Annotated in this window: 21 protein-coding genes; 10 read left to right on the top strand and 11 right to left on the bottom strand. The window is 70.1% G+C overall.

Annotated features, from left to right (window positions below):
• The first annotated feature begins 6 nt into the window (after positions 1 to 6).
• The 5 genes from yidC (at position 7) to Q1V88_RS13110 (ending at position 6,558) form a co-directional block, all read left to right on the top strand.
• Positions 7 to 951, top strand: coding sequence for a membrane protein insertase YidC (yidC, locus tag Q1V88_RS13130; protein ID WP_300681668.1), 945 nt, complete (start codon positions 7 to 9; stop codon positions 949 to 951).
• A 49-nt stretch (positions 952 to 1,000) separates the two neighbouring features.
• Positions 1,001 to 1,558: a R3H domain-containing nucleic acid-binding protein gene (locus Q1V88_RS13125; protein WP_300681666.1), complete on the top strand. Its 558-nt coding sequence runs from the start codon at positions 1,001 to 1,003 to the stop codon at positions 1,556 to 1,558.
• A gap of 2,075 nt (positions 1,559 to 3,633) precedes the next feature.
• Complete coding sequence (gene rsmG / locus Q1V88_RS13120; protein WP_300681665.1) at positions 3,634 to 4,473, top strand: 16S rRNA (guanine(527)-N(7))-methyltransferase RsmG; 840 nt, start codon at positions 3,634 to 3,636, stop codon at positions 4,471 to 4,473.
• A 250-nt stretch (positions 4,474 to 4,723) separates the two neighbouring features.
• Positions 4,724 to 5,566: a ParA family protein gene (locus tag Q1V88_RS13115; RefSeq protein ID WP_300681706.1), complete on the top strand. Its 843-nt coding sequence runs from the start codon at positions 4,724 to 4,726 to the stop codon at positions 5,564 to 5,566.
• Complete coding sequence (locus Q1V88_RS13110) at positions 5,566 to 6,558, top strand: ParB/RepB/Spo0J family partition protein (protein ID WP_300681664.1); 993 nt, start codon at positions 5,566 to 5,568, stop codon at positions 6,556 to 6,558. Before Q1V88_RS13115 ends, Q1V88_RS13110 begins: the two co-directional genes overlap by 1 nt.
• Before the next feature lie 89 nt (positions 6,559 to 6,647).
• Here Q1V88_RS13110 and Q1V88_RS13105 read toward each other — a convergent pair whose 3' ends face one another.
• The gene (locus Q1V88_RS13105; RefSeq protein WP_300681662.1) at positions 6,648 to 7,964 is read right to left on the bottom strand and encodes a PLP-dependent aminotransferase family protein; all 1,317 of its coding nucleotides are present in this window, start codon (positions 7,962 to 7,964) and stop codon (positions 6,648 to 6,650) included.
• A 49-nt stretch (positions 7,965 to 8,013) separates the two neighbouring features.
• On the opposite strand from Q1V88_RS13105, the gene Q1V88_RS13100 reads away from it, so the two are divergent.
• The gene (locus Q1V88_RS13100; protein ID WP_300681660.1) at positions 8,014 to 8,664 is read left to right on the top strand and encodes a GNAT family N-acetyltransferase; all 651 of its coding nucleotides are present in this window, start codon (positions 8,014 to 8,016) and stop codon (positions 8,662 to 8,664) included.
• A gap of 9 nt (positions 8,665 to 8,673) precedes the next feature.
• Here Q1V88_RS13100 and trxA read toward each other — a convergent pair whose 3' ends face one another.
• On the bottom strand, positions 8,674 to 9,006 hold the full coding sequence (gene trxA, locus Q1V88_RS13095; RefSeq protein ID WP_300681659.1) for a thioredoxin: 333 nt from the start codon (positions 9,004 to 9,006) through the stop codon (positions 8,674 to 8,676).
• A gap of 134 nt (positions 9,007 to 9,140) precedes the next feature.
• On the opposite strand from trxA, the gene Q1V88_RS13090 reads away from it, so the two are divergent.
• A complete protein-coding gene (locus Q1V88_RS13090; protein ID WP_300681657.1) occupies positions 9,141 to 10,535 on the top strand; it encodes a M20/M25/M40 family metallo-hydrolase in 1,395 nt (464 codons plus the stop codon).
• A complete protein-coding gene (locus Q1V88_RS13085; RefSeq protein WP_300681656.1) occupies positions 10,532 to 11,980 on the top strand; it encodes an MFS transporter in 1,449 nt (482 codons plus the stop codon). The genes Q1V88_RS13090 and Q1V88_RS13085 overlap by 4 nt, the downstream gene beginning before the upstream one ends.
• Here Q1V88_RS13085 and trxB read toward each other — a convergent pair.
• The 5 genes from trxB to Q1V88_RS13060 form a co-directional block, all read right to left on the bottom strand.
• Positions 11,970 to 12,938 carry a thioredoxin-disulfide reductase gene (trxB, locus tag Q1V88_RS13080; RefSeq protein WP_300681655.1) on the bottom strand — a complete coding sequence of 323 codons (969 nt, stop codon included), beginning with the start codon at positions 12,936 to 12,938 and terminating at the stop codon, positions 11,970 to 11,972. The genes Q1V88_RS13085 and trxB overlap by 11 nt on opposite strands.
• Positions 12,939 to 13,028: 90 nt before the next feature.
• Positions 13,029 to 13,916: a hypothetical protein gene (locus Q1V88_RS13075; protein ID WP_300681654.1), complete on the bottom strand. Its 888-nt coding sequence runs from the start codon at positions 13,914 to 13,916 to the stop codon at positions 13,029 to 13,031.
• A 35-nt stretch (positions 13,917 to 13,951) separates the two neighbouring features.
• Positions 13,952 to 15,670, bottom strand: a complete 1,719-nt coding sequence (locus Q1V88_RS13070) for a protein kinase family protein (protein ID WP_300681652.1) — start codon at positions 15,668 to 15,670, stop codon at positions 13,952 to 13,954.
• Positions 15,671 to 15,778: 108 nt separating this feature from the next.
• Complete coding sequence (gene murJ, locus Q1V88_RS13065; RefSeq protein WP_300681651.1) at positions 15,779 to 17,650, bottom strand: murein biosynthesis integral membrane protein MurJ; 1,872 nt, start codon at positions 17,648 to 17,650, stop codon at positions 15,779 to 15,781.
• Entirely contained in the window at positions 17,643 to 19,799 is a 2,157-nt protein-coding gene (locus Q1V88_RS13060; RefSeq protein WP_300681650.1) for a DUF6049 family protein, read from the bottom strand. Before Q1V88_RS13060 ends, murJ begins: the two co-directional genes overlap by 8 nt.
• 89 nt (positions 19,800 to 19,888) lie before the next feature.
• Between Q1V88_RS13060 and Q1V88_RS13055 the strand changes: the two genes are divergently transcribed.
• The gene (locus Q1V88_RS13055) at positions 19,889 to 21,343 is read left to right on the top strand and encodes a CCA tRNA nucleotidyltransferase (RefSeq protein ID WP_300681648.1); all 1,455 of its coding nucleotides are present in this window, start codon (positions 19,889 to 19,891) and stop codon (positions 21,341 to 21,343) included.
• 40 nt (positions 21,344 to 21,383) lie between these two features.
• Positions 21,384 to 21,863, top strand: a complete 480-nt coding sequence (locus tag Q1V88_RS13050; protein ID WP_300681647.1) for an SRPBCC family protein — start codon at positions 21,384 to 21,386, stop codon at positions 21,861 to 21,863.
• A gap of 31 nt (positions 21,864 to 21,894) precedes the next feature.
• Here the strand turns inward: Q1V88_RS13050 and Q1V88_RS13045 are convergent, their stop codons facing one another.
• From Q1V88_RS13045 to Q1V88_RS13030, 4 genes are all read right to left on the bottom strand, one after another.
• A complete protein-coding gene (locus tag Q1V88_RS13045; protein ID WP_300681645.1) occupies positions 21,895 to 22,527 on the bottom strand; it encodes a helix-turn-helix transcriptional regulator in 633 nt (210 codons plus the stop codon).
• A 38-nt stretch (positions 22,528 to 22,565) separates the two neighbouring features.
• On the bottom strand, positions 22,566 to 23,711 hold the full coding sequence (locus tag Q1V88_RS13040; protein WP_300681643.1) for a zinc-binding dehydrogenase: 1,146 nt from the start codon (positions 23,709 to 23,711) through the stop codon (positions 22,566 to 22,568).
• Positions 23,712 to 23,781: 70 nt separating this feature from the next.
• Entirely contained in the window at positions 23,782 to 24,876 is a 1,095-nt protein-coding gene (locus Q1V88_RS13035) for a PDR/VanB family oxidoreductase (RefSeq protein ID WP_300681642.1), read from the bottom strand.
• Positions 24,873 to 25,778 carry a metal-dependent hydrolase gene (locus Q1V88_RS13030; protein WP_300681640.1) on the bottom strand — a complete coding sequence of 302 codons (906 nt, stop codon included), beginning with the start codon at positions 25,776 to 25,778 and terminating at the stop codon, positions 24,873 to 24,875. The genes Q1V88_RS13035 and Q1V88_RS13030 overlap by 4 nt, the downstream gene beginning before the upstream one ends.
• Between the last annotated feature and the right edge of the window lie 8 nt (positions 25,779 to 25,786).

Raw genomic sequence — 25,786 nt, 5'->3', positions numbered from 1 at the left:
TCCCTCGTGGGAAGCATCATCGTCGCCATCGGCACCCCGCTGTATTACGCCATCTCGGCGATCCTGCTGGCCTGGCACAAGGTCATCGGCGTCGTGCTCGACCCCGCGTCGGGCTGGGCGTGGGCGCTGTCCATCATCGGCCTGACGGTCACCATCCGTGCTCTGCTGATCCCGCTGTTCGTCAAGCAGATCAACTCCAGCCGGAACATGCAGCTGATCCAGCCGAAGGTCAAGGAGCTGCAGAAGAAGTACGGCCACGATCGTGAGCGTCTCGCCCAGGAGACGATGAAGCTGTACAAGGACACGGGCACCAACCCGTTCGCCTCGTGCCTGCCGCTCCTGATCCAGATGCCGATCTTCCTGTCGCTGTTCCACCTGATCAACAACGCGGCGAAGCTGAAGCCCAAGGGCTTCCTCAAGGCGCACGACGTCCAGCAGATCCACGACGGATCGATCTTCGGCGCGCGTATCTCCGACACCCTGACCGGGCACAACAACACCAACGTCGTCGTACTGGCGATCATCCTGGTCATCGCGATGACTGCCACGACGTTCATCACCCAGCGCCAGCTGATGAGCAAGAACATGCCGGCGGACGCGATGAGCGGCCCGTACGCCCAGCAGCAGAAGATCCTGCTCTACGTCCTCCCGATCGTGTTCGCCGTCGGTGGTATCGCCTTCCCGATCGGCCTGATGCTCTACTGGACGACCTCGAACCTGTGGACGATGTGCCAGCAGTTCTACGTCATCCGGAACAACCCCGCTCCGGGCACTCCCGCCGCCAAGGCGAAGGAGGCCCGTGACCGCGAGAAGAACGCTGCGAAGGGTCTCGCGACCGGTGCCCAGGGCGTCGTCGTCGAGACCGAGGCTGAGGAGCAGCGTCCCTCGACGCGCCAGCAGCCGAAGCGGCAGAGCAAGGCCGAGCGGAAGAAGCAGCGCCCCGGCCAGTAAGACCTCCGCCGGGCAACCGGCACCCACTCCCCTTGAAGAGGAATGCGAAGTGACTGAAGAGAACGACGTGGTCGAGCCCGTCGAGGCTGACGCCGTCTCCATCGAGTCGGCCGACGAGACCGCCCCTGCTCCGTCGGGTGCGTCCAAGCGGGTCAAGGAGCTCGAGGCCGAGGGCGACATCGCCGCGGACTACCTCGAGGAGCTCCTCGACATCGCCGACCTGGATGGCGACCTCGACATGGACGTCGACGGCGACCGTGCCGCTGTCTCGATCGTCGGTGCCGACCTCACCCACCTGGTGGGTCGCGACGGTGCTGTCCTGGAGGCGCTCCAGGAGCTCACCCGTCTGGCCGTCTACCGGGAGACGGGGGAGCGGTCGCGCCTCATGCTCGACATCTCCGGCTACCGTGCCGGCCGTCGGGCCACCCTGGAGGAGCTCGCGGCGTCGACCGTGGCCGAGGTCCAGGCTTCCGGTGCCCCGGTCTCGCTGTCGCCGATGTCGCCCTTCGAGCGGAAGGTCGTCCACGACGCCGTCGCCGCCGCCGGCCTGACGTCGTCCTCGGAGGGTGTGGAGCCGCGACGGTACGTCGTGGTGCAGCCCGCCTGATCCAGTTCTGGTTCGAGAGCCCCGTTTCTTCGGAAGCGGGGCTCTCGTGCGTTTCGGGGTCGTTCGCTTTGTGGCAACGTGTGATGTCAGGTTGTCTGGTGCGTGACGGGTGGCTGAGGAGTGGCTTCCGGGCCAGTCGGAGGCGTTTTCGTCGCTCGGCGTCGACCCCTGATCTGAAAATCGGCCCCAGGAGGCCACTGGGAGGCCTCTCATGGGTTCAATGGGCCCGAGGTCCACTGGATCCCTGTTCGTCCGTCAGATTGGATTCTGTGGCCTCGTTTTTCGGGGTGTCTTCGTGGATTTCTGGCTTCTTCGGGTCGGTGTGGATGTTTCACGTGAAACGGAGGAGTGGGAGGGGTCGTGCCTCAGGGTGAGACCGGTGCGGGTCTGGGGAGTGAAGGACACTGCGGAGGAGTGTGGGCTGTGGATGCCCAGGGCCAGGTGGTGTCGACCGCTACCAGTCGGGTGGTTGGCGCCGTGACGGCGGTTGGCATATGCCGCAGAGCGGGATCGTTGCCTGGGCGACGTTGCCGGGGGTCTGTGGAGGTCGGTCCGTCGACCGGGGCGCTCGTGGCCGACGAGGACGTGCGCTGGACGCAGTTCTGAGGGGCGATTCGGACTGCTGTCGTCGAGGGGTGGCGGCGAGTGGTGGAGCCGGGGGCTGATGCCAAGGGTTCCCGTGGTGGGCGGAGCAGCGGGCTGGTGGTGACGGGACTGGTGGTGAGGGGCAACCGTGGCTGGGGAGATCTCAGGGGCTTCCGCGACAGCGCCACCGGTGACAGTGCCACCGGCAGAGGCGGCTGTGAGTGTGACCGTCACGGGGGATGAGGGGGTCACTGATCCCGAGGGGGTCTGCCGGGGCATAGGGGAAGGGACCTCGTGCCGACGGGCGTCCGCAACGGGTGACAGGGGGAGCGTGCGTTCCTGACGGTGAGCTCTGTGGAGGCGGCGGTCGGCGCGGTGGGAGCGGGTGCGGCGCCTACAAGCGGGGTCCGAACTCATTCCGAGGTGGTGCGGTGCCTCGGTGGACGACGGTATCGATCGAGCGCGGTCAGACAGCTCGCATCAGCGGCCTCGGACCGGCGCCAGGACTGCGACCGGGCACGTCAGTGTGTGGAAGGAATGAGCCTGTCGGAGTGCCGGCTCGTGGCAGCCGCCTACCGACTGGCAGGGGCCGCACAGCGGGTGCCGAAGCCGTTCGAGGACCCGCCGTAACCAAACAAACACGCGGCGATGGCAGCCGTACTTCGAGACGGTGTGACCGACTGGTGCGGCGGTGGCACCGGTCAGGTCGATCGTTGGTACTGAGACGTCTCCTTGGCTGCGGGGGAGTGGTGCCTATCGACGATGCCAGCCATGGGGAGGGACGAGCTGCGCCCTGAGGATGTCCCCGTGCCTTCGTCCAGTCGCCCCTCGGGAGCGGCCGACTGCGAGCGGTCCAGCGAATGCGAGGCCGTGCCGACACCGCGCGCTCCCACGGCTCGCGGAGGGTTCTCCGTGGGGACCGATCCACGGCTGACCGATCCACCAGCGAGTGACCCGCAGTCGCCTCACCGCCGTCCCAGCGGTGGCCAGAGTCCGTCTCACTGACGCCAGGAGTGGCTGCCGGTGGCGTCCGGTGCTGATCCTCCAGCGTGTCCGTACGAGGACGCCCATGTTGGGCCTGCGCTCCCGAGACGAACCTGCCCTCTCGCCACGATCCTTCCTTCCCGCAAGGCGCCGCCTTCCCCCGGGAACCCGCACTAGCGCCGGGAGCCTGTCCGCCCGTCAGGCTCTGACATGACCGTCAGACCCTCGCGCCCAGCTGATCCCTGGCTGCCAGCAGTCCCGGCACACGGCCCTGCACGCTCCCCGGACGGTACCTGGCCTCCGGCTACCGCCCGTTCCCGCCGTGGCGGCTACGCTCCATCGCTCTGCCCTCGCCCACCGATCCCGTTGAAGGCCGGCGTCGGAGGACGAAGACCTTCGCTGACCACCCCGCCTGTTTCACGTGAAACACGTCCGTCGGTTTGGAAATCCTGGCGAGTCCTGATGATGTGGAGCGTCCACCGTTTCACGTGAAACAGGAGTTGCGCATGGTTGACGATGCATCCGAGTCCCCCGACCTTTCCCTGCCGCCGGCACCCGAGGCCGCCGGGAAGGTGGTGACCGATGATCGTCTGCCGGTGCTCCAGCAGTACGCCGAGTTCCTCGCGACCCAGGGCACGATCCGTGGCCTGATCGGACCGCGGGAGGTTCCGCGCCTCTGGGACCGCCACCTGCTGAACTGCGCGGCTCTGGAAGCCGTTCTACCGCCTTCCAGTACCGTGGCGGACCTCGGGTCCGGCGCAGGGCTGCCAGGCCTTGTGGTGGCCATTGTGAGGCCGGATCTGCACGTCACGCTGGTCGAGCCCCTCCTGCGGCGTACGACCTTCCTCCAGGAGGCCGTCGACGGGCTCGCCCTCGCCAATGTCGAGGTGATCCGTGGGCGCGCGGGCCTGCTGCACGGGAAGCGTCAGTTCGATGTGGTGACCTCGCGCGCGGTGGCCCCGCTTCTGCGGCTCCTGGAGTGGTCGATGCCGCTGGTGGCGCCGACCGGCGCTCTGGTCGCGATGAAGGGCTCGTCTGTCGAGGACGAGCTCGTCGAAGCGGCCGTGGAGCTGCGCCGGTTCGGTTGCGCGGAGCCTGAGGTGATCACGCTGGGGGAGGGGATTCTCGAGTCCACCACGGTCGCCCTGCGGGTGGCCTGGGCAGATCCTGCCCGCGTATCGTTGCCAACCGCGCGACCGGCCGGAAAGGCCGCGGGAGGCAAGGCCTCCGGCGCGAAGCGCAGCACCAAGTCTGGCAAGGCAAAGCAACAGGGAGAGGTTGCTCGTGAGCGACGATCAGATGCACGGCGGTCCGGCGGACGGCGGGGTGGCTCCGATGGCCGCTGAGCCGCTCCAGCCCCAGGGCGGTGAGTCCACGTCGGCGGAAAAGTTATCCACCGACGGTTCCACGCTTGAAGCGGTGAGTTCTCCACAGAACGGCGCTGTTCCTCCACAGGGCCAGCAAGGCACTGTTTCACGTGAAACAGAGACCGCCTGGGCACCGCGTACGGCGTCGGACTTCGCTCAGTTCGACACCACGCTGTCGGAGAACGAGACGCCGCTGGCGAAGGCCGCCGAGCACTCCGTGCTGGCACGGATGGACGCCTCGCAGCGACCGGCGATGCCGCGCCCCGTGGCGACGCGCGTCTTCGTGGTGGCGAACCAGAAGGGCGGCGTCGGGAAGACCACGTCGACCGTGAACATCGCCGCGGCGCTCACCCAGCTCGGACAGCGCGTCCTGGTGATCGACCTCGACCCGCAGGGGAACGCCTCCACGGCGCTGAGCGTGGACCACTACCAGGGCACGCCGGGCACGTACGAGCTCCTGGTCGAGGAGACCCCGCTGGCCGACGTCGTGGTCGCCTCGGAGGAGGTGCCGGGCCTGGACGTCGTACCGGCGACGATCGACCTCGCCGGTGCCGAGATCGAGCTCGTCAGCGTCGTCGCGCGGGAGCAGCGGCTCAAGCGCGCACTGACCAACCACCCGCGCGTGGGAGACGCCCAGACGGCAGGGGAGGAGCGCTGGGACTACGTCTTCATCGACTGCCCGCCGTCCCTCGGTCTGCTCACCATCAACGCGATGGTGGCGGGCGCTGAGGTGATGATCCCGATCCAGGCGGAGTACTACGCCCTCGAGGGCCTCTCCCAGCTGCTCAAGACGGTCGACATGGTGCGCGCCGCACTCAACCCGACGCTGGCCGTCTCGACCATCCTGATCACGATGTACGACGCCCGCACCCGGCTCGCCGCAGGCGTGGCCGAAGAGGTCCGCTCGCACTTCGGTGACCAGGTGCTGCAGACCAACATCCCGCGCTCCGTGCGCGTCTCTGAGGCGCCGTCGTACGGCCAGACGGTGATGACCTACGACCCGGGCTCGCCGGGCGCTCTGAGCTACCTGGAAGCCGCTCGTGAGATCGCTCAGAAGGGGGCGTCGCTCTGATGGCAGGACCGAATCGACGGGGTCTGGGCCGTGGTCTCGGCTCGCTGATCCCGACCGCGCCGCCGGTCAAGGAAGATGTCCAGGATTCGGACAATTCCACTGGTGGGATTCCCAGCGCACCGGCTGACCTCGCCCCCGTTGCCCCGGTGAACGCCCCTCAGTCTGAAAATGTCGACTTAAACCCGGTCGCGGGTGCCTTCTTCGCCGAGCTTCCGGTCGACGAGATCGTCCCCAATGCGGTCAACCCGCGGACCGTCTTTGACACCGACGAGATGGCCGAGCTGGTCGCCTCGATCAAGGAAGTGGGCCTGCTGCAGCCCGTCGTGGTCCGTCCGCGGGGCGACGGACGCTATGAGCTGGTCATGGGAGAGCGCCGGTGGCGCGCTACCCAGGAGGCTGGGCTCGACACGATCCCCGCGATCGTCCGCGAGACCGACGACACCGACATGCTCCGGGACGCGCTGCTGGAGAACCTGCACCGCAGCCAGCTGAACCCGCTGGAGGAGGCGGCTGCCTACCAGCAGCTGCTGGAGGACTTCGCCTGCACCCATGAGGAGCTGGCGACCCGGATCGGTCGCTCGCGGCCGCAGATCTCCAACACGCTGCGTCTGCTGCGGCTCACGCCGGCCGTGCAGCGGCGGGTGGCGGCCGGCGTGCTGTCGGCCGGCCACGCCCGGGCGCTACTGGCCGTCGACGGCACCGAGGAGCAGGACCGCCTCGCCCAGCGCGTGGTCGCCGAAGGCATCAGCGTGCGCGGGATCGAGGAGATCGTCGCCCTCAGCGACGGCGGCGACGCCGCCCCTCGGCGCAGCGCGCGGGCCCCGCAGGCCAAGGACGCCGGTCTCGCGGAGGTGGCTGACCGCCTCGGCGACCGCCTCGAGACCCGGGTCAAGGTCGAGAAGGGCCGCGGCAAGGGAAAGATCACCATCGAGTACGCCACGCTGGCGGATCTGCAGCGGATCGTGCGACTCATTGATCCTGGCAGCCTCTGACAGACCCTAGAAACGAAGAAGTCGACAAACCGACGAATCGGTTTGTCGACTTCTTTGGTTTAAAAGCCCAGGTCAGGGCGTTCTGAGCCTCAGATCGTGTTCGAGGTCGGGTTGTCAGGCCCCGAGCCCAGCCGGATCTCCGTGGTGTCGTCGAGGCCGAAGGTCGACTGGAGCTCCATCTCCGACTCGATCACGCCGGCGAGACGGCGTACGCCCTCACGAATGCGATCGGGCGTCGGGTAGCAGAACGAGAGCCGCATCGCGGACGTGCCGTAGCCGTCGGCGAAGAAGGCGGTGCCGGGCACGTAGGCCACCCGGGAGGTGACGGCGCGGGGGAGCATCGCCTTGGTGTTGATCCCCGGCGGGACCTGGAGCCAGACGTAGAAGCCACCGTCGGGGACGTTCCAGCGGGCCGTGGCCGGCATCAGGTCCGACAGGGCGCTGACCATCGCGTCGCGACGGCCGCGGTACATCTCGCGGAACTCCTTGATCTGGCCCTGCCAGTCGTGCTCGCGCAGGTAGGCCGAGATCGCCATCTGCGAGAACGAGGGCGGGCACAGCGTCGCCGACTCCTGCGCCAGGACGAGCTTCTCGCGCACCGAGCTCGGCGCCAGCGCCCAGCCGACCCGGAAGCCGGGAGCGAAGGTCTTGGAGAAGGAGCCCAGGTAGATGATGTTCTCCGGCGCCAGCGACCACATCGCCGGCATCGGCTCGCGGTCGAAGCCCAGCAGGCCGTAGGGGTTGTCCTCGAGGATCAGGATCCCCTCGCGCAGACAGATGTCCACGATCTCGCGGCGGCGCTCGACGCTCAGCGTCACGCCGGCCGGGTTGTGGAAGTTGGGGATCGTGTAGAGGAACTTGATCGTCTTGCCGGCGGCCTTGGTCGCCTTGATCGCGTTCTCCAGGGCGGCCGGGATGAGCCCGTCCGCGTCCATCTCGGCGTGCACGACCTCGCACTGGTAGGACTTGAAGACGCCGAGCGCGCCGACGTACGACGGAGCCTCGCACAGCACCACGTCGCCCGGGTCGCAGAAGATCCGCGTCACCAGGTCGACGGCCTGCTGGGAGCCCACCGTGACGACGATGTCGTCGGCGTGCGCCTCGATGCCCTCGAGCCGCATCACCTCGGTGATCTGCTCGCGCAGCTCGGGCCGACCCTGGCCGGAGCCGTACTGCATCGCCTCAGGACCGTGGCGGAGCACCACGTCGTTGATAGCTCGCCCCACGACGTCCAGTGGCAGGCCACTGATGTTAGGCATTCCGCCCGCCAGGGAGACCACCTCGGGACGCGAAGCCACGGCGAAGAGGGCCCTGACCTCGGAGGCGGTCATGCCCGACGTGCGTGCTGCATACCGATCGACATAGGGGTCGAGAACGGGACGATTGCGCACGGGCTCCATAGACATGATTCCCCTAGTCTGATCCATGAAGCCCCGTTGCGTGAAGGCGGTATCGATGGGACGCAGAGTTGTGCCGCTCACGTTGGACCTTCTGGACGAGCTCGCGGCACCGTGCCGCGACTGTCTCTTCTGGGAGTTCGACGCAGTTCGTCGTGCCCAGGTGCCGCCGGAGGCGGTCGCGGGGGAGAAGGAGGCGTGGATCTCCGGCGTCCTGCGGGAGTGGGGCTCGTGCGGCCGGGTGCTGCTCGTCGACGACGTCCCGGTCGGGCACGTGCTCTACGCCCCGGCCGCCTACGTGCCGGGCTCGGCAGGCTTCCCGACCGCGCCGATCTCCACCGACGCGGTCCAGATGACGGCGATCTGGATCCGCCCCGAGGCACGCCGGGGTGGTCTGGGCCGGGTGCTGGTGCAGTCGATGGCGCGTGACCTGCTCGGTCGTGGCGGCATCAGGGCGATCGAGACCTTCGCCGACCGGGGCCCGCTGAGCGGTGTGCACGGGAGCCGGTGTGCCGCGCCGGAGCAGTTCCTCGCCCGGGTGGGGTTCAAGACCCACCGCCCGCACCCGACGGCTCCCCGGATGCGGATGGATCTGCAGTCCATCCTGACCTGGCGTGACGTCGAGGGTGCCGTGGAGCGGCTGATGGACGTCGTACGGCCCCGGAAAGTGCCGATGCCCCAGCACCGTCAGGCGCCGGGGCATCGGTAGGAGTCAACGTCAGGCGTTGATGAACTCCGAGAGCTCGTTGAGGATCGCGGCCTTCGGGCGCGCGCCGACGATCGACTTCACGACCTCGCCACCGGAGTAGACGTTGATGGTCGGGATGCCCGTGACGCGGTAGTTGCTCGGGGTGACCGGGTTCTCGTCCACGTTCATCTTGAGGAACGTGACCTTGTCGCCGTGCTCGCCGGCGATCTCGTCGAGGATCGGCGCGACCTGCTTGCACGGACCGCACCACTCGGCCCAGAAGTCGACCAGAACAGGCTTGTCGGACTTGAGGACCGACGCGTCGAACTCAGCGTCGGTCACAGCGGCAATGTTTCCAGCCATCAGATGGCCACCCTTCAGATTGAAGGCGCACTCCCGTGTGGAGCGGCCTTGAACGGAACGTCTGTGAGTACTCAACAGCACTCCTGGGAAAACGATTCCCCCGGCACGCCCGCACCGACGACTAGCCTGCGTCAATGGAGAACGATGCGCCGCTGGACCGCCTCGCAGCATTGATCCGGATCCCCACCGTCTCGCTGGCCTCGCGCCCGAGTCGCCCCGACCAGGAGGACGGTGGCGCCGATCCGGCCTCGCCCGCCCCCGGCGCGGAGGACTTCGACGCGCTGCTGGCCACGATGGCCGAGCAGTGGCCCCGGCTGCACGAGCTCGACGTCACCCGGGTCGGTCATCACGGCCTGCTGATCCACTGGCCGGGGCACTCGGCCTCCCACCCGGTGGTGATGATGGCCCACCTCGACGTCGTCCCGGTCGTCCCCGAGGAGTGGACGCACCCGCCGTTCGCCGGCGAGGTGATCGACGGGGAGCTCTGGGGACGCGGCACCCTGGACGACAAGGGATGTGTCGCCGGGCTCTGCGAGGCGGTGGAGACGCTCCTGAGGGACGGGCACGTGCCGACGTACGACGTCTGGCTGAGCTTCGGATGTGACGAGGAGACCACGGGGGAGGCCGCGCGTGCTGCGGTCGCCGAGCTCCGGCGGCGTGGGGTGCGGCCGTGGATGGTCGTCGATGAGGGCGGCGCGATCGCCAGCGAGGCGTTCCCCGGCCTGGGTGCCCCGATCGGGGTGGTCGGGGTGACGGAGAAGGGCACCACCGCCGTCCGGCTCACCGTGACCGATCCGGGCGGCCACGCCTCCACCCCGGCGAAGGGAGGTCCGGCGGCCCGCCTGGCCAAGGCTCTGCTCGCGGTGGATGGTGCGACGATGCCCGGGCACGTCTCTCCGGTGACCGTCGACCTGTTCCGGCGGCTGGCGCCGTCGCTGCCGATCGGTCTGCGTCAGGTGGCGGCCCAGGTGGGGCGGATGGGGCCGGTGGCGGCAGTGGTGCTGTCCAAGGCCGGGCCGGAGGCGGCCGCGATGGTGCGCACCACGGTCGCGATCACCACGCTCCGGGGATCGAAGGCGATCAACGTGCTGCCCTCGACCGTCCAGGCCGGCCTCAACCTGCGGGTGATGGTGGGCGACACCGTCGCCGGGGTCGTGGAACGGCTGCGCAAGGCGATCAACGACGACGCCGTCGTGATCGAGGTGGTCGACGCCAACGAGCCCAGTCCGGTCTCGCCGTGGCAGGACGATCCCGCCTTCGGGCATCTGGAGAACACGATCAGGGCGGTCTACCCCGATGCGATCGCGGCGCCGTACGTGATGCTGGCGGCGACCGACTCTCGCTTCTTCACCCCGATCTGCGACAGGGTCTACCGGTTCGCGCCGTTCCGGATGACCCGCGCCCAGCGGGCCAGCATCCACGGCGCCGACGAGCGGATCGGCGTGGACGACTACCTCGCCGGAGTGGGCTGGTACCGCCGGTTCCTGCAGACCCTGCCCGAGCAGCGCGGCCTCGGAGCGACCCGGTGAGCCCGGCACGCGGCCTTGTCGCGATCGTCGGCTTCCTGGCCTGCGTCGAGTTCGCCAGCGGGATCCTGCAGGGTTACTACACGCCGATCTTCTCCGACATGGCCCATCACCTCCGGATCGCCGACGCCGACGTCAACTGGTTCGAGGCCTCGCAGCTGGTGGTCTCGGCGCTGCTGGTGCCACCCCTGGCCCGGCTCGGCGACCTGATCGGCCACCGCCGGGTGCTGCTGCTCGCTACCGCGGTGACGGCCGCCGGCTCCTGGGTGATGGCCTTCGCCCCGAACTTCGCGACGTTCCTGGTGGGCACCGCGATGCAGGGCGCGTACGTCGTCTGGCTGCCGTTGGAGGTCGCCATCATCCATCGTCGGACCTCGGGCAGCGATCGACGCGATCAGCTCACCCGGCGCTCGGCGGCGGTCCTGGTCGCGGTGTTGGAGTTCTCCGTGATCGTGGGTGCGCTGGCCTCGGGTGCGTTGGTCGAGAGCCTGTCGATGACGACGGTGCTGGCGATCCCGGCGGTCGTCGTGACGCTGTGCCTGGCCGCGATCTGGTTCGGCGTCGAGGAGGTCGCGGGCACCGCCGAGGGTCGGTTCGACTGGGCGGGCCTGGCGGTCCTGACCACGATGGTCGGGCTGGTGATGGGCGGTCTGATCGCGATGCGTCTGCAGGGTCCGGGTGCCGTGCTGCCGTGGCTCCTGATCGTCGCCGGGGTGGCGATGGTGGTGCCGTTCTGTCGCGTGGAGGCGGCCCGGCACGCTCCGTTGGTCGACGTACGACTGATGGCGACTCCGGCGCAGTGGCCGCTGCAGGTGACCGCGTTCCTGTTCGGAATCTCCATTCTGGGTGCACAAATCCCTTTATCGACATATCTACGAAGCGACCCGAACACGGCGGGCTACGGGTTCGGCCTGACCGCGTCGGAGACGTCGCTGCGGATCGGGCTCTACGTGCTCAGCCTGATGATCGGAGCCCTGAGCTACCCGGCCCTCGCGCGCCGGATCGGGGTGCGCTGGGCGCTGGTCGCGGCGACGCTGCTGGTCGCCATCGGGTACGCCGGCTGGCTCCCCTTCCACGACAGCCGGGTGCTCACGGTGGTGACGATGGTGATCGCGGGGGCCGGCTCCGGCGCCCTGGTCGCCGCCCTGCCTGCTGCGGCCGCAGCGGTCTCACCGCACGACCGGGTCGGCTTCGCGACCGGGATGACCAACGCCACCAAGACCCTCGGCGGGGCAGTGGCCTCGGCGGTCTTCGCGATCTGCCTGGCCGCGACCGGATCGCTGGGCGACCCCGACTTCGGGCACGCCCCGCTCTCGGGCTACCTGGCGGTCTGGTCGATCTGCGCGGTCAGTGCCCTGATCGGTGCGATCGCCCTGATGGCCACTACGACGATGGGCGCCCCGGCCGAAGCCGGGACGCCCATCGAGGCGGGACAGATCAGGCGTTGACGGTGGCCTGGTGCTCGAGCAGCGCGAGGAAGCGCTCGGCGTCCAGGGCCGCGGCGCAGCCGGAGCCGGCGGCGGTGATCGCCTGGCGGTAGGTGTGGTCGACCAGGTCGCCGGCAGCGAAGACACCGGTCAGGTTGGTCGCGGTCGAACCCTCGGCGGTGAGGACGTAGCCCTCGTCGTCCAGGTCGACCTGGCCCTTGACCAACTCCGAGCGCGGGTCGTGACCGATCGCGATGAAGAGGCCGGTGGCGGGCAGCTCCGACTTCTCACCGGTGACGGTGTCGACCAGGGTCAGCGACTCCAGGGAGTCCTCGCCGTTGATCGACTCCACCGCGGAGTTCCAGACGATCTCGAGCTTCGGGTCGGCGAAGGCACGCTCGGCCATGATCTTCGAGGCGCGCAGCTCGTCGCGGCGGACCAGCAGCGAGACCTTCGAGCCGAAGCGGGTGAGGAAGGTGGCCTCCTCGACGGCCGAGTCGCCACCGCCGACGACGGCGATGTGCTGCTCGCGGAAGAAGAAGCCGTCGCAGGTCGCGCACCAGGAGACGCCCCGACCCGAGAGCCGGTCCTCGTCGGAGAGGCCGAGCTTCTTGTAGCCCGAGCCCATCGCCAGGATGACGGCCTTGGCGTAGAAGGTGCCGCCGTAGGTGACGACCTTCTTGACCTCGCCGGTCAGGTCGACCTCGATCACGTCGTCGGTGATCAGCTCGGCGCCGAACTTCTCGGCCTGGGCGCGCATGTTCTCCATCAGCGCCGGGCCCATGATCCCCTCGGGGAAGCCCGGGAAGTTCTCCACCTCGGTGGTGTTCATCAGGGCGCCACCAGCGGTGACGGAGCCCTCGAAGACCAGCGGCTCGAGCGAGGCACGAGCGGCGTAGACCGCGGCGGTGTACCCGGAAGGACCGGAACCGATGATGATCACATTGCGCGGGTCGGAAGCGTCGGTTCCCTTTGTCATGCCTCCAAGTCTAGGTGACTCATGGAGGGGCTCACTGCTGGTCAAAGACCCTGGGACGGATTCCCACCGGGCCCTTCACCAGCAGTCACCTCAGAAGGGCACCTCGGGCAGGACCAGTGCGGCCTCGACCAGGGCGGCATTCACTGCACGTCGCCAGCCGGCGTCCGTGCGGGCGAGCGTGACGGACTCCTCGTCATCGGCGAGCAGACCGCTCAGCGTCGGGGAGGCAGCGCGGAGGCGGGCGAACAGTGCCGGCTGGGGCATCAGCGGCCAGGAGTCACCGAGGGGAGTGGCATCGGAGCCGTCTGATCCGTCTGAGCCGTCGGGGTCTCCGGGGTCTCCGGGGTCTCCGAGGGTGCCGCCGTCGGAGACGTACGCGTACGTCCCCGCCAGCCTCTTCCCGCCGGCCAGGGTCACGCCGACGGTCTCCGCGGGCAGCCACCGTCGCTGATACCCGATCTCGGTCCGGTCCAGTGCCGCCACCTGGTCGGCGTCGAGGAACTGGACGTGCACGGTCCCGACCTCCCCCGGCGCCGGGGCGAGGGTCGCCGGGACGTAGCCGAGGGAGGAGAGGAACGACGAGTGCGTGATCCGCGCCCCGACCATCGTGGCCTGGAGCAGCGGGATCCCCAGCGCGAAGGACTCCGCGTGCGCCTTGTGCCGCATCTGGGCACCGCAGGCGTTCGATCCGATCGCCAGCACCGGCACCCGGTCGGCCACGACGGCAGCGCCGAGGGAGGCCAGCAGGCCGTCGACGGTGCTGCCGTGCTTGGACGACCCGAGGGGGAGCGACCCGACGCCGGTGCCGTCAGTGCCCGCCGCGGCAGGCGTGAGGATCACCGGCTCGGCGTCGAGCAGCTGCACCACGGACGTCGGCGGCGGCGACCCCGGATAGGTCAGTGGACGCGCACGCGGTGCGTCGGCGGCGTACTGCAGGAAGGTCGTCGTCGGCGGTGACCAGGGGAGGGGCGCTGCCACTGTTCGAGCCTAGTGGCGGTACGTCGTCGCGCCGACTACTCCCCGACCGCGCGGCCCTTGACCGAGACCTCGGCGAGCTGGACCCGGAAGCCGCCGGAGACCTCGGGCAGCCGGGTGAACCAGAGCGTGACGTAGCGACCCTGGGTCGGGGTCACCAGCGTCACCGTGCTGCTGGTGCCCGCGGTCAGTGCGGCCACGTGGTCCAGGCCGGTCACCGTGGTGGGCTTGGTGTCGGTGACGAAGACCTCGACGTCGGTGCCGGGCTGGACGAAGGTCAGGTCCAGGGACGTCACCGTGTAGGCCTTGTGCAGGTCGAGGATCATCCCGACCCCGGTCTTGATCCCCTTCGGCCCGAACTGCTGGTAGTAGGTCGAGCTGCGCCACGACGTGGTCGGATCGCCGTCGACGGCCCGCGGCGCGAGGTCGTTGTTCTCCGTCGGCGGGGTGCCCTCGGGGTCGAAGGCGGTCGCGGTGATCGACGGGATCACCTTCGCCGCCGACGTGGTCGCCGAGGCCGACGGGGTCGTCGTGGGGGTCGCGGGGTGGTGGTGGGCCACCGCGTAGACCAGCGCCGCGGCCGTGATCAGCAGGATGATCACGCCCAGGGCCAGGCCGATCCGGAGCAGACGACCCGACTCCGGAGCGTCCTCCTCGACCCCGGACGGGGTGGAGAAGATCCAGTCGTGCGAGGAGTCGGTGTCGTACGACGACGGCGTGGCGGCACGGGGCTGTCGCGGTTCGTCGGAGGGGGCGAAGAGCGGCCGCGCGGGGGGTGGCTCCGGCGGGGGCGGGGGAGTCGGCTTGGCCGCCCGCGGGCTGAACCACTCCACGTTGCCGTCCTCACCGAAGATCGGCGTGCCCTCCTGGGTCGGCAGGTCGCTGAGGGCCAGCGGGGCGGTCCGCTCCGGGTCGACCTTCGGCGCCGGCGGGCTCGCCGAGGCCGCGGGGGTGGTCCGGATCGCGGGGTGGGCGCCGTTCGGCTGCGACTGACCGGCGACGCTCAGCCGTAGGGCCTCGTCGTGCAGGTCGCCCGGATCGCCGACGAAGTCGGACAGCACGTCGTGGATCTCCCGCGCTGTACGCGGCCCGGCATGACGACCGTGCGGCCGGTTGAGGATCTCGTGGCAGAGCTCGTCGAGCACGCTCGGCACGCCGGGCTGGAGCTGGCGCGGGGTGAGCAGGTGGTCGCGGTCACGGTCGAGCAGGCCACCCTGCTCGTGCGGCACGGGCGGCACCGCCGACTCCGACAGACCAGCCCAGCGGCCGGTCAGGGTCGCCTCCAGCAGCGCTGCCAGGTCCACGAGATCGACGTCGATCCGGTTCGGTGGCAGCCCGAAGAGGGCGGCCTCCACGGCGAAGCCGATGATCCGCACCGACCCGGCCCGGTCGATCAGGACGTTCTCGGGATTGAGCCGGCCGTGGGCGACCCCGGCCTCATGGCCGACGGTCAGGGCGGCGGCGACCTCGCCGACCAGCCAGGCGGCGGGGCGTGCGGCCAGTGGACCGCGGGCGGCGAGCAGATGGTCCAGCGAGGTGCCCGACCCCCACTCGTTGACCACGAAGGTCATCCCGTTGCGGGAGTCGATGTCGAGGACGCGGAGGAAGCGGCTCTCGTTGAGGCGGGCCGAGTCCTGCGCCGCGGCCAGCAGCGCATCGGCGCGAGGGTCCTCCGAGAGCAGTGCGTGAACGCTGACGGTGCGGGCCAGGATGGTGTCGTAGCCCCGCCAGAAGCGGCCCCGGTCGGACTCGCTCATCAGGTCATCGAGACGATAGCGACCCGCCAGCAGATCACCTGCTCGGCTGTTCGGCATATCACCCCCCTGACTGCTCAGACGGGCGTCCCCCAGCCCGAGGCCTCTAATCTAGCGCCGCACGCGGCGGCTCAACATGCTGATCACACTCGTGACCTCCGAGATCCGCAAGGCGCGGGCCGCGTAGATGTAGACCAGCCCGAAGACGCCGCCGACGATCCCGCCCTTGATCAGGGACCCGATCAGGCCCGCATCGCTGTGCAGCCACGGCACCACCGTGATCAGCACCCAGCTCACCGCCAGCGCTGCCACGACGGCGGCCAGCAGCCGGATCACGAACCTGACCAGCAGGGGTGTCTGGAGTCCGCCGACGCGTCGGTTCAGCACCCGGTAGGAGAGGCAGGCGCCGACGACGTACGACGCGGTGTACGCGATCACCAGGGCCGGGGCGGTGTGCTCGGCGGAGGCGAAGTGCACCGCAACGAGAGCGACCACGATGTTCGTCGCAGCCACCGCGCACTGGATGTAGAAGACGATCCGGTTCTCCTCGCGGGCGTAGAAGCCGCGCAGGATCAGGTAGTGCACGGTGAAGGCGATCACGCCGCCACCGAAGAGCATCAGGGTCGGCACGTAGTTGTCGACGGTGGCCTTCGCCGAGCCGTAGCCGAGCAGCACCATCGCCATCGGACGGGCCACCACCAGCAGCACCGCGGCGAAGGGGACCATCACCGCCAGTGCGGTGCGCAGGGTCGGTGCGAGGGTGCGCGCCAGGCGGCGCTGGTCGTTCTCCCCGGCGGCGGCCGAGAGCCGGGGCAGGATCGCGGTCGCCAGCGAGACGGTCACGATGGCGTGCGGCACCATCACGATCAGGAAGACCGTGGAGTAGACCGTGTAGCCGGTGCCTCCGGCCGCCGAGCCGTTCGTGGAGAGCCGCACCACGACGAAGTACGCGATCTGGTTCGCCAGGACGAAGAGGACCGTCCAGACCCCCAGGCGCAGGGTGTGGCCGAGGCCGGCGCCGCGCAGGTCCCAGCGCGGCCGCAGCGTGACTCCGGCGGCGTGGAGGTAGGGCACCAGCACCGCGAACTGGGCGGCGATGCCGACCGTCGAGCCGAGTCCGAGCAGCCACTCCTGGCCGGCGGAGTAGCCGGCGGCGTCGGGGGTGGCGGTGCCGAACACCACCAGGTACAGCACCAGCACCGCGATCGAGATGATGTTGTTGATGATCGGCGCCCACATCATCGGGCCGAACCGGCCGTGGGCGTTGAGGATCTGTCCGACCAGCACAAACATGCCGTAGAAGAAGACCTGCGGCAGGCACAGCCGGGCGAAGTCGACGGTGGAGTCGAAGGCGGGGCCGGAGATGTCGGAGGAGACGAAGAGCCGCATCACCAGCGGTGCGGCGACGATGAGGAGCACCGTCACCACGGCGAGGAACGTGCCCGCGGCGGTGATGATCCGGGAGGTGTAGGCCTGGCCCCCGTCGCCGTCCTTCTTGATCGAGCGGACCAGCTGCGGGACCAGCACCGCGTTGATCACGCCGCCGGCCAGCAGGATGTAGAGCATGTTGGGGATCGTGTTCGCGACGTTGAAGACGTCGGCGTGCAGCGTGTTCCCCAGGGCCGCGGCGAGCAGTGCCGCGCGGATGAAGCCGCTGGCGCGGGAGAAGATCGTGCCGGCGGCCATCACGGCGCTGTTGCGCATCACCGCGCCCTGCTCGGCCTGCTGGGTGACGCGCTGTTCCTCGGGCGACTCAGCGTGCTTGAGGGCCAGGGCGTAGGCCTGCTCGATCCGGTAGGCGATCGGATGCTCGGCGGTGGCGTCGTCGCCGGCCTGACGGCCCGCCAGGCGGGCGCGTGCCTCCTGCGCGTCACGCTCGGCCTGCGCCGCCTGGACTGCGTGCAGGATCGGGCGCAGGGCCGTCAGGTCGTCGCCCTCGCGCTGATGCTTGCCGGGCTGGGCAGGGTCCTGGCGATCATTCACTGCGGGCTCCCTTGCGGAATCGGCGGACGAGTCGGGAGCCGATCGCGCCGAAGAGCAGGCCACAGCCCACGGCGAGGAAGACCCAGATGATCTTCGAGACCTGCGCGGCCCGGACCGGCACCGAGACGGGCGCGCTCAGACGGGTGCCGGCGCTGTCCATCAGGACCAGCTCGACGTCGTGGACGCCGACCCGGGCGCCGCTGGCCTGGAGCAGGATCGTGGCCGAGGTGCCGGGGGCGACGTCGACGGCCTTGGGGGTGTCGATCGAGATCCCGGCGTCGGTCATCGGCTTGAGCGAGACCGTGACCGGAAGGTTCAGGTCGTTGCTGATGGTGGCGGCGAACCGGCCGCTGGACCCCGACAGCGTGACGGCGCGGGGGGCCTTGATCGCGATCTTGGCGAGCATCGCGGAGATGGTGAACCGGGCGTCCACCGCGGCGTTCGAGGTGGTGCCGCGCTCCTGGTAGGAGAGCGTGGTCAGCGCCTCGGCCAGGGTCGCGGTGGCGACGTGCTTGTTCCCGGTCAGGACCCGCTGGAGCGTACGGCCGGAGCGGATCAGGTCCGATGCGGCCCGGAAGGTGCGACCGCTGATCGCCTTCGCGTTGGCGCCGGCGTCGGGGTGGAGGTGGTCGGCGGCGACGTCGGTGGACGGTGCCCCGGTCATCGTCGTGGTCAGGCTGTGCAGCCCCAGCCAGGGCTGGCGCAGCCCGGCACCGAGCTCGCGGGCGTCGGCCACCGACCAGCGGCTGGGCAGCTCGACCACCAGCGGGTCGGAGGAGGAGGTCAGGCTGCGCAGCGCTGCCTCGGCGAGGATCCGCTGCCGGAGCGCCGTACCGCCCAACGCCTCGGTCGGAGCCGGACCGCCCGCGCTCGAGGCCGAGTCGAAGGCGACCAGGTGCAGGGAGCCGGTACGGATCTGGGTCGTGGTGGCGTCGTCGGGAAGGATCGCGTCGGAGACCAGGACGGTGCTGGCCGGGTCACGCTCGGCCAGCATCGAGGCGGTGGACTCGTCGAGCTGGCCCGCCACCGGTGCGTTGACCGGGGTGAACGGGATCCCCCACTCCTTCAGGGTCGACGTGCTGAGGTCGCGGGCGGAGGTGTAGATCGCCGGGTTGTGCGAGGCCGCAGCGGCCAGGTCGAGGTCGCCGTACGGCAGCGCCAGCACGTCGGAGCCCTGCAGGGCGGCCAGCATCTGGGTCCACCAGTGGGTCGCCAGGCCGGTCAGCTCGGTCGCGGGGTCGACGGTGTCGGCCGACCGTGCCGAGGCCGCGCTCGCGGTGGCACTGGGGGTGGCCGACGGGGAGCCGCTGGCGCCGCCGGACGGGTCGGTCTCGACCTCCAAGGGACGGGTCGGGTTGCCGTCGGCCAGACGCTTGACGGCGCCCAGTACAGCCGGGTCGACCAGCCAGGAGACGTCGTGGCCGCCGGGGGCCGCGGCCAGCTCGGCGAGGCGGGCGAGGCGGCCGCCGGGACGCAGCAGGGTCAGCCAGCGGTCGGTGTCGGCCACGGCGCCGTCGGCGGTGTACGCCACCGCCCCTCGGATCGGCACGATCACCGTCGCGGTGACGCTGTTCGCGTTCTTGTCCAGCAGCGGCAGGAAGGTGCGGGCCCGGCCGTCGGCGACGTTGTCGAAGCCGTGCGGGCCCGAGCCGAGGGCGTGCACGCCGAACCAGTAGACGCCGGAGGCCGTGACACCGAGCTGGGTGAGGTGGCGGCGGGGGACGCGCAGCGAGAAGGAGACCGTCTGGCCGGGCTCGAGCTGGCCGATCTTGGTGTAGTCGCCCTCCAGGGTGATCCGCTGGCCGACCTCCGCGGTCTCGGGCGTCGCCACCGCGTCGGTGAGCTCGGCCTCGGTGGTGATCGGGTGGAACCCGATGAACGGGTAGAGCGCCACGTCCTGCCAGGCCGTGGTGTCGCTGTTCGTCACGGTGCCGGTCACCACCACCGGTCCGGAGGCCGGGATCGCGGTCGGCGACAGCGAGGCGATCTCCACCGTCAGCGGCGTCGCGGTGGTGTCGCTCTCGGCTCGGACCACGACCGCTGAGGCGGGGGTCGCCAGCGCCGGAACGGCGCTCTGGAGGAGCGTCGGAGCGAGGAACCCGAGGATTCCGAGCAGCACGAAGGCAGCATGCTGACGGGCTCGGGGCATACGGTTCAGACTAGCGGGGCCGCTGCTCAGGACCGCGCTGCCGCTCGCGACGCGGGGAATCGGCCGGATCGCCCTTAGACTGACCCGTCGTGTCCGAGAGCTCCCAGAACACCCTCACCGTCGCCGATGTTCAGCGTCAGGTGACGGCTGAGCTCGACCGGATCGCCCCCGTCATCGACGAGCTGGGCGAGGTCTTCAGTGCGGCGGGCTTCGAGCTCGCCCTGGTCGGAGGTCCGGTCCGCGACGCGATGCTCGGCCGGGCCAGCAACGACCTCGACTTCACTACGTCCGCGCGTCCCGACGACACCGAGCGGCTGCTCAAGCGCTGGGCCGGGGCGACCTGGGACATGGGGCGCGACTTCGGCACGATCGGATGCCGCAAGGGCGAGTGGCAGGTCGAGGTGACGACGTACCGCTCGGAGGCCTACGACCCCACCTCGCGCAAGCCCGAGGTGAACTTCGGCGACACCCTGGCCGGTGACCTCGGCCGCCGCGACTTCACGGTCAACGCGATGGCGGTGCGCCTGCCCGGACGCGAGGTCGTCGACCTGTACGGCGGTGTGCTGGACCTGGCCACCGGCGTGCTGCGCACTCCCGGGACGCCCGAGCAGTCCTTCTCCGACGACCCGCTGCGGATGATGCGGGCCGCGCGCTTCGCCGCGCAGCTCGGCTTCGAGGTGGCGCCCGAGGTCTCCACCGCGATGCGGGAGATGGCCGACCGGATCGAGATCATCTCCGCCGAGCGGGTGCGTGATGAGCTGGTGAAGCTGATCTGCGCGGCCCAGCCCCGGCGTGGCCTGGCCCTGCTGGTGGAGACCGGTCTGGCCGATCGGGTGCTGCCCGAGCTGCCCGCGCTGCGTCTGGAGCGCGACGAGCACCACCGGCACAAGGACGTCTACGAGCACACCCTGACGGTGCTGGAGCAGTCCATCGACCTGGAGCCGCGGCTCGGTCTGGACGGCCCTGACTTCATCAGCCGGTTCGCTGCGCTGATGCACGACGTGGGCAAGCCGAAGACCCGTCGCTTCGTCTCCGACGGCACCGTGACCTTCCACCACCACGACGTGGTGGGCGCCAAGATCACCAAGAAGCGGATGCAGGCGCTGAAGTTCTCCAACGCCGACATCGACGCTGTCACGCAGCTGGTCGAGCAGCACCTGCGGTTCCACGGCTACGGCACGGGGGAGTGGACCGACTCCGCGGTGCGGCGCTACGTGCGTGACGCCGGCGACCAGCTCGACCGGCTCCACGTCCTCACCCGCGCCGACTGCACCACCCGCAACAAGCGCAAGGCGGACCGGCTCTCGCGCACGTACGACGAGCTCGAGGAGCGGATCACCGTGCTGGCCGAGGAGGAGCAACTCGCCTCGCTCCGCCCGGCCCTGGACGGCAACCAGATCATGGAGCTGCTCGACCTCAAGCCGGGCCGCGAGGTCGGCGAGGCCTACCGCTTCCTGATGGAGCTGCGGCTCGACGAGGGCCCGCTCGAACCCGAGGTCGCGGAGCAGCGTCTGCGCGATTGGTGGGACACGCGTCGCAGTTAACTGCTGACACCGGGGCGGTTTGTTGCCTAGGCTTCGGGCCATGAGCGAAGCAGCCGCTGCCGTCGTCGGCGACGAACTGAAGGCCACCATCACCATCGACGCCGAGCCCGCGCAGGTCTGGGCGCTGGTCAGCGACGTCACCCGGATGCGGGAGTGGAGCCCCCAGGTGGTCCGCTCCGTCGTCTTGGGCGGCCCGGTGAAGCTCGGCTCGCGGTTCCTCAACCTCAACCAGCAGGGCTGGAAGCGGTGGCCCACCAACGCCAAGGTGGTCCGCTTCGCCCCGCACCGCGACTTCGCCTTCCAGGTGGTCGAGAACCGCTCGATCTGGTCCTTCCAGCTCGAGCCGACCTCCAGCGGCGGCACCGAGGTCACCCATCGGCGCGAGGCACCGCAGGGGATCAGCGGCCTGTCGAACTTCCTGGTCAAGCACTTCCTGGGCGGCCAGGAGGCCTTCATCCCGGAGCTGCTGGAGGGGATGAGCCAGACCCTGGAGCGGGTGAAGGCGGCCGCTGAGCGCTGAGCCCCGATCCCTCGCGAGCTACTGGGCGGAGTCAGAGGGTGGTCAGGTCGGTGTCGGCGACGAAGATGTTGCGGTCGGCCAGCCAGGTGGGGGTGTGGTCCCTAACCTGCTCGGGGCTGAAGCGGAGCGAGTCGACCGGCATCCAGGCGATGTCGAGGCGCCGCTCGACGGTGGTCCACCTCGGGGCGGGCAGGCCGGCGGCGGTGAAGGCCTGACCGACGACGGCCGCGAGCAGTGCGTCCCAGCGGGCGTCGCCGGTTGACGCGACAGCGTCCCAGCAGCCGACCAGTCCCGGGTGGTGGGTGATGGTGTCGACCACCCGGTCCCGCGCTTCCAGGACGAGGGTGAAGGCCCACAGGTCGGCCTCGCCGTCATCGTCGGGCGGGTCGGTCGGCCGCAGTGCGGCTCGGATGGAGTCGGCCGCCCCGAGCGAGGACGGCACTCCTGCTCGTCTCGCCTCGGCCAGTGCGGCGCCGATCCGGACGGCCCGCATCAGGAACGCGGCCGACGGTGCCGTCGTCCCGGTCCGGTACGTGGAGTAGCGCGACGGTGAGGTGCCCAGCGCCCGAGCGAACGACGCCTGGTCGAGACCGCTGGTCTGCTGGGCGGCGTTCAGTGCATCGATGACCGCCTGGGTGTCCTGGTCGATCGCTGCGGCGGGCATGGGCTCACCCTACGTCGATTATCGGATCAGATACAGGGTCAGCGGGAGGGGTCGATCAGGATCTTCGCGTGCACCTCGGGGTTGCCCAGGTCGGCGAACGCCTGCTCGACCCCGGCCAGACCGACCGTGCCGGTGTGCAGCGGGGTCGGGTCGACCTTGCCGTCGGCCAGCATCTGCAGGGTCTGGTGGAACTCGGCCGGGTCGTAGCCGAAGACGAAGTGCAGGTCGATCTCCTTGTGCAGCGGCACAGCCGGGCGGAAGGTGTCGGCCTCCATGCAGACGCCGACCACGACGACCCGGGTGCGCAGCGGTGCCGCGGTGGTGATCTGCTCGATCATGCCGGGCACCCCGACGCACTCGAAGACCACCGGGCCGGTCGGCGCCTGGCCGAGCCTCTCGGCGTGCAGCATCGCCTTCTCCCAGGGCAGGAACGGCACTCGCCTGACCATCGCCAGCGCGCCGATGCCGAAGTTCGCGTACGCCGCCGGCGAGGTCACCTGCCCCTTCGCCCGGTACGCCGTCCACGGCGAGGTCTCGCGCGGGTCGACGACCACATCGGCGCCGCACTCGGTGGCCAGGGCGCGCCGTGCCGGGGAGAGGTCGGAGGCGACGACCTGCTTCACGCCGGCGGCCTTGAGCATCAGGATGATCGCCAGGCCGATCGGTCCGCACCCGATCACCACCGCCGGACGGCCCTTGCCGACCGCTCCACGGCGGACCGCGTGCCAGGCCACCGCCAGCGGCTCGGTGAAGGCCGCCCGCTCGACGTCGAGGCCGCCGGGGACCGGGAAGGTGAAGGACTCCTGGACGACGGTGTACTCGGCGTAGGCCCCCGGCGCCCCGGCCTCGAAGCCGATCATGTGGCTCGACGACCGGTCACGGCGTACCGGAAGGGCGGTCACCATCGTGCCGGGACGCCAGCGACCGCGGGTCTTGGGTCCGTAGGAGACCACCTCGCCGACCAGCTCGTGGCCGAAGACGACCGAGGTGCCCGCACGCATCACCTCGTCGTAGCCCATCTCCCCGGCGATCGCGGCGAGCTCCTCGGCGTGCACCCGGGCGTGGAGGTCGGAGCCGCAGATCCCGGCGCGCAGCACCCGCACCAGGATCTGACCCGGTCCCGGCTCGGGGCGGGCGATCTCCTCGACGTGCAGGGCTGACTCTCGGCAGACGACGGCCTTCATGGTGACTCCTCGGGTGCTGCGGACAACGGCGTGGGTGGAGCGGCGGGGCTACGGGGCGGGGTGCGACGGCTCAGGCATCCAGCACCACGGTGCCTCGCCCGCGCGAGACGCACAGCATCAGGTGCTCGTCGCGCTCGTCGGGGGTCAGGACGTGGTCGCGGTGCTCGACGGTGCCCGACAGCACCCGCACCTTGCACGTCCCGCAGAACCCCTGCTGACAGCTGTAGGCCTGGGCGGGCCGGACACGGCGTACGGCGGCCAGGGCCGACTCGTCCGCGGCGACCTCCACGTCGATGCCGGAGCGCTCCAGACGGACGGTGAACCGCTCCCCGCCGACCACCGGCGGCGGGGAGAAGCGCTCGTAGTGCAGGGCGTCGACCTGCGGATCGGGGATCCGGCGGCGCAGTGCGTCGATCATCGGGGCCGGCCCGCAGGTGTAGAGCGAGGCACCCGGCGGCGCCAGTGCCAGGACGGCGTCGGGCACCGGGACGCCGTACTCGTCGTCGGGCCACACGTGCACCCGATCGCTCGCCCCGGCCGCCTCGGCGATCGCGGCGATCTCGTCGAGGAACGGCATCGGGGCCCGGCTGCGGCCGGTGTACACCAGGGTCCACGGCACCCGGCCGAGCCGAGCGGTGCGACGCAGCATCGGCAGGATCGGGGTGATCCCGATGCCGCCCGCCACGAAGAGGTACCCGTGCGGGTTGAAGACGAACGGGAACGCCTCGCGGGGACCCCTGACCACCAGCTCGTCGCCGACCTCCAGGGAGTGCACCTCTGCCGACCCGCCGCCACCGCCGGCCGCGACCGGGATATGGCGCACCGCGATCCGCCACTGGGACCGGTCGGCACGCAGACCGTTGAGGGAGTACTGGCGCAGCCGCCCCGAGGGCAGCACCACGTCGATGTGGGCACCGGGGAACCACGCCGGCAGCTCGGCTCCGTCGCTGCGGGCGAGCTGGAGCGACCTGACGCCCTCGGCCTCCTCGGTGATCGCGACGATGGTGACCGCGAGGTCACGGTCGATGTGGCCCAGCGGGTGACGTCCCCGCCAGGTCGCTGTGCTGAACGGGATCAGCCCGCGGTCGATCAGCCGGTCCAGCACCCGCATCGTGCGGTTCGGCTCGTCGGAGGGGGCGACCCGGAGATGGGAGGGGACGGTCACGGGGTGCTCTCGCCGAGCGCGTCGGCACGCCGCGCCGCGGGGGACTTCGCCAGGTAGGCGACCGCCTGGGAGGTGTTGCCCTCCTTCGAGGGGTGGTACGTCGGCAGCAGGTACTTCAGGGACGAGGTCACCAGCAGGCCGTAGCCCGGGGTGATCCCCTTGCGGGCGGTGCGCAGCAGCGAGCGGAACCGCGGCTTCACGCCCGGGTTCACGGTGTCGTGCTCGATCAGGTAGGCCACGCCCTGGATCCAGAGCCAGATCAGGGCCGGCCCGCCGACGGCGTACGCCATCAGGCGGCGGCTGTAGCGCCCGTCGAGGTGCTGGAAGACGTCGTAGGCGACCGCGCGGTGCTCGACCTCCTCGGCGCCGTGCCAGCGCAGCAGGTCGAGCATGGTCTCGTCGGCTCCGGCCCGGTCCAGGCCCTCGGCGTTGAGCACCCAGTTGCCCAGCACGGCGGTCAGGTGCTCGATCGCGGCGACCACGCTGATCCGGGCGACCAGCCACTCCTCGGCGGCACGGCCGGTGAGGTCGCGGTCGCCGAGGATCCGCTGGAACAGGGTGGCGATCTGGGAGACGTACTCGCGGGTGTCGAGGCCGTGCTCGTCGAAGTAGTCGAGCACCCCCTGGTGTGAGGAGGCGTGCACGCCCTCCTGCCCGATGAAGCCGATCACCTCCTCGCGCAGCTGCTCGTCCTGGATCAGCGGCAGCGCCTCGGAGAAGACCTTGACGAACCAGCGCTCGCCCTCGGGCAGCAGCAGGTGCAGCACGTTGATCATGTGGGAGGCGAAGACCTCGCCCGGGATCCAGGCCAACGGCAGCTCCGACCAGTCGAAGTGCACGTCGCGGGCCGTCAGGGCCACCTTGGCCGGCTCGTGGCGGCGGTGCAACGTCGGTGTCCTCATGGTTCCTC

Source organism: Nocardioides sp., assembly GCF_030150155.1.
Taxonomy (GTDB): Bacteria; Actinomycetota; Actinomycetes; order Propionibacteriales; family Nocardioidaceae; genus Nocardioides.
The sequence above is the reverse complement of the archived record's forward strand: the minus strand, read 5'-3'. Positions and strand labels throughout refer to the sequence as shown.

What these genes read in the sequence shown, in the direction of transcription:
- rsmG (WP_300681665.1), top strand. Translation starts at nt 3,634, where the DNA reads ATGGTTGACGATGCATCCGAGTCCCCCGACCTTTCCCTGCCGCCGGCA.
- Q1V88_RS13115 (WP_300681706.1), top strand. Translation starts at nt 4,724, where the DNA reads ATGGACGCCTCGCAGCGACCGGCGATGCCGCGCCCCGTGGCGACGCGC.
- Q1V88_RS13110 (WP_300681664.1), top strand. Translation starts at nt 5,566, where the DNA reads ATGGCAGGACCGAATCGACGGGGTCTGGGCCGTGGTCTCGGCTCGCTG.
- Q1V88_RS13105 (WP_300681662.1), bottom strand. Translation starts at nt 7,964, where the DNA reads ATGTCTATGGAGCCCGTGCGCAATCGTCCCGTTCTCGACCCCTATGTC.
- Q1V88_RS13100 (WP_300681660.1), top strand. Translation starts at nt 8,014, where the DNA reads ATGGGACGCAGAGTTGTGCCGCTCACGTTGGACCTTCTGGACGAGCTC.
- trxA (WP_300681659.1), bottom strand. Translation starts at nt 9,006, where the DNA reads ATGGCTGGAAACATTGCCGCTGTGACCGACGCTGAGTTCGACGCGTCG.
- Q1V88_RS13090 (WP_300681657.1), top strand. Translation starts at nt 9,141, where the DNA reads ATGGAGAACGATGCGCCGCTGGACCGCCTCGCAGCATTGATCCGGATC.
- trxB (WP_300681655.1), bottom strand. Translation starts at nt 12,938, where the DNA reads ATGACAAAGGGAACCGACGCTTCCGACCCGCGCAATGTGATCATCATC.
- Q1V88_RS13070 (WP_300681652.1), bottom strand. Translation starts at nt 15,670, where the DNA reads ATGAGCGAGTCCGACCGGGGCCGCTTCTGGCGGGGCTACGACACCATC.
- Q1V88_RS13060 (WP_300681650.1), bottom strand. Translation starts at nt 19,799, where the DNA reads ATGCCCCGAGCCCGTCAGCATGCTGCCTTCGTGCTGCTCGGAATCCTC.
- Q1V88_RS13050 (WP_300681647.1), top strand. Translation starts at nt 21,384, where the DNA reads ATGAGCGAAGCAGCCGCTGCCGTCGTCGGCGACGAACTGAAGGCCACC.
- Q1V88_RS13045 (WP_300681645.1), bottom strand. Translation starts at nt 22,527, where the DNA reads ATGCCCGCCGCAGCGATCGACCAGGACACCCAGGCGGTCATCGATGCA.
- Q1V88_RS13040 (WP_300681643.1), bottom strand. Translation starts at nt 23,711, where the DNA reads ATGAAGGCCGTCGTCTGCCGAGAGTCAGCCCTGCACGTCGAGGAGATC.
- Q1V88_RS13030 (WP_300681640.1), bottom strand. Translation starts at nt 25,778, where the DNA reads ATGAGGACACCGACGTTGCACCGCCGCCACGAGCCGGCCAAGGTGGCC.